Genomic DNA, 2,511 nt, shown 5'->3' on the forward strand with positions numbered 1-2,511 from the left:
TCTGACGAGGAAAAGGAACTCGCTCTGAAAATGAAGGGCATACTTGACCGCATTGATGAGGAAACAAGGATTGACCGTACCACGGCTTTTCGAGCCGTACTTGATAAGATGGCAAAAGAACCGAATGAAAACTGGTCGCTTCACTATATGGCAACATTGCTGGAAGCACTGCTATACTTCATGCTGAATGAAGGAAATGAAAAGATTGATGAGGAAGAACACAATGAGTAATAAACTTGTAGCATATTTTTCTGCGTCCGGCGTGACCGCGAAGGTTGCCGAGACGCTCGCAGAGGCAATCGGCGCGGACATCTTTGAGATTGAGCCGAAGGTGCCTTACACGGAAGCCGATCTGAACTGGATGGACAAGAAAGCCCGCAGCACGATTGAGATGAACGATCCTGCTTCCCGTCCTGAGATTGCCGTAAAGCGGGACAACATGAAGGACTACGATACAATCTTTGTGGGCTTCCCGATCTGGTGGTACGTTGCGCCGACGATTATCAATACATTTCTTGAGAGCTATGACCTGACCGGCAAGACGGTCATCCCGTTTGCGACCTCCGGAGGAAGCGGCATTGGCAAGACGAACGAACGCCTTACGCCGAGCTGCAAAGGCGCAAAGCTGATGGACGGCAAGGTCTTCAAGAGCAGCGTCGGGCATCAGGAGCTTGCGGCGTGGGTTGAAGGACTGAAACTTTGAGAGTCGTACAAATCGGGAATTGTGGAGAGAGCAGATGAAATACTTATACTTGCATGGATTGGGACAAAATGCAGGCAGTTGGAACAAGGTGATAGAAGCAACAGAAGTGTTGGATCATAGCGTATGCTTGGATTTGTCGGAAATGGTCAAAGGCAAAGCGGTAACATATTCCACCCTCTACTCTGCTTTTGTGGAATTGTGTGCTGCAGAAAATGAGGAAATCATTTTGTGTGGTCTTTCCTTGGGTGGAGTGTTGGCACTTAACTATGCGATAGACTATCCCCAAAAAGTAAAGGCGTTAGTTTTGATTGCAGCGCAGTATAAAATGCCAAAGAGATTATTAAAACTGCAAAATGCACTATTTCGTTTTATGCCACAGTCGATGTTTCAACAAACCGGCTTTGGAAAACTCGATTTTATAAGTCTGTGTGACAGCATGGTGGAACTTGATTTTAGTGGTTCATTGAACCAAGTCTCCTGCCCTGTATTGGTCGTTTGTGGAGAAAAAGATAAAGCCAACAAAAGAGCCTCTATCGAACTTGCAGATATTATGAAGCATTCCCAATTCAAAGAAATTCCGAGAACCGGTCACGAAGTGAATTTGGAATCTCCGGAAGAACTAGCCTCCTTATTGCGAAAGTTTTATAAGAGCATCTGACAACTTCCAGTTTAACGAACAGGAGATGATGAACGCATGAAAATCCTATATGAACTATCTTGGCTATGGGAAACGCTGGGCATTGCACTTGTGGCTGCGGCTGTCTGCGTGGCTTGCGCCGCGCTGATCTGCAAAGCAGCAAAGAAGAAACTCAGCAAAAAGTTGTTGGCGGTCATAGGGGCTGCGGCATTTGTGGGTGCGATTCTGGCGGTCATTCTGATTGCCCGGACACCGATGCCGCTTTGATAAGACAGGAGGCTTTTGCTATGGATAAGGGAAGATATTCGATCATATTCAGCAGCTTGACCGGTAACACGAAAATACTTGCCGAGACAATTCGCGCAGTGCTTCCGGCAGAAAACTGTGATTATTACGGTGTGCCTGAAACGCAAGAACTGCACTCTGAAATACTCTATATCGGATTCTGGACGGATAAAGGCAACGCGGATAATGCTACCTTAGAACTGCTGTCAAAGCTGAGAGGCAAAAAGGTTTTCCTTTTCGGAACGGCGGGCTTCGGTGGCAGTGTGGCATATTTCCAGAAGATCCTCGATCACGTTAAGCAGTCTGTTGACCCAAGCAATACTGTGGTCGGAGAATATATGTGTCAGGGTAAAATGCCGCAGTCTGTACGGGATCGCTATATGAAAATGAAGGCACAGCCGGAGCATCCGGCAAATATTGATGCGTTGATTGAAAACTTTGACCGTGCGCTTTCCCATCCGGATGAGGACGATTTAGAAAGACTTAGAAAAATCATTTTGGGATGACGGCTTTGACAGGAGAAATAGAAAAATGGTTGTACTTACCGAGCAGATAGAGATTCCGGCTTCCTATGAAAAAATGGAGGCATGGACCGCTAACTTTGAGGAAGAGTTTGTGAAATGGAGTCCCTACCACATCGAATGCAATCTCTATAACGGGAACTATCATGCGGGAAGCAAGGTTCGCTTCCGCGAGATTGTTATGGGGCTGGACTACGATGTGACTGGCACAATTACGGAATGCGAACAGGATGAGAACCACTTCCACATTGTATTCCGGAGCGACAAGAAGACGGCGTTCATCACCTTTGAAGGGAAAAGAACTGAAACAGGATGCCATTTCTCTCACACCGAGGCTTTCGGCATGACAACGCCGGTAATTGGGG

5 protein-coding genes and 1 pseudogene are annotated in these 2,511 nt (G+C 46.8%); all 6 read left to right on the forward strand.

Annotated features, from left to right (window positions below):
- Window positions 1-231: pseudogene (locus H8711_RS13460) on the forward strand (hypothetical protein); the annotation flags it as partial.
- Window positions 224-703 carry a flavodoxin gene (locus tag H8711_RS13465; protein WP_118647579.1) on the forward strand — a complete coding sequence of 160 codons (480 nt, stop codon included), beginning with the start codon at window positions 224-226 and terminating at the stop codon, window positions 701-703. The pseudogene H8711_RS13460 and the gene H8711_RS13465, both read left to right, overlap by 8 nt.
- Before the next feature lie 34 nt (window positions 704-737).
- The gene (locus tag H8711_RS13470; protein WP_249283860.1) at window positions 738-1,361 is read left to right on the forward strand and encodes an alpha/beta fold hydrolase; all 624 of its coding nucleotides are present in this window, start codon (window positions 738-740) and stop codon (window positions 1,359-1,361) included.
- 36 nt (window positions 1,362-1,397) lie between these two features.
- Window positions 1,398-1,607 carry a hypothetical protein gene (locus H8711_RS13475; RefSeq protein WP_118647575.1) on the forward strand — a complete coding sequence of 70 codons (210 nt, stop codon included), beginning with the start codon at window positions 1,398-1,400 and terminating at the stop codon, window positions 1,605-1,607.
- A 20-nt stretch (window positions 1,608-1,627) separates the two neighbouring features.
- On the forward strand, window positions 1,628-2,131 hold the full coding sequence (gene bilS / locus H8711_RS13480) for a flavodoxin family protein BilS (protein ID WP_249283861.1): 504 nt from the start codon (window positions 1,628-1,630) through the stop codon (window positions 2,129-2,131).
- Between the two features lie 25 nt (window positions 2,132-2,156).
- Window positions 2,157-2,511, forward strand: a 355-nt coding sequence (locus H8711_RS13485) for an SRPBCC family protein (RefSeq protein WP_249283862.1), incomplete at its 3' end; no start/stop codon positions are given.

The organism is Ligaoa zhengdingensis (genome assembly GCF_014384885.1).
Classification (GTDB): Bacteria; Bacillota; Clostridia; order Oscillospirales; family Ruminococcaceae; genus Ligaoa; species Ligaoa zhengdingensis.

Excerpts from the sequence above, each read along its gene's own strand:
- H8711_RS13465 (WP_118647579.1), top strand. The coding sequence starts at position 224 with ATGAGTAATAAACTTGTAGCATATTTTTCTGCGTCCGGCGTGACCGCG.
- H8711_RS13470 (WP_249283860.1), top strand. The coding sequence starts at position 738 with ATGAAATACTTATACTTGCATGGATTGGGACAAAATGCAGGCAGTTGG.
- H8711_RS13475 (WP_118647575.1), top strand. The coding sequence starts at position 1,398 with ATGAAAATCCTATATGAACTATCTTGGCTATGGGAAACGCTGGGCATT.
- bilS (WP_249283861.1), top strand. The coding sequence starts at position 1,628 with ATGGATAAGGGAAGATATTCGATCATATTCAGCAGCTTGACCGGTAAC.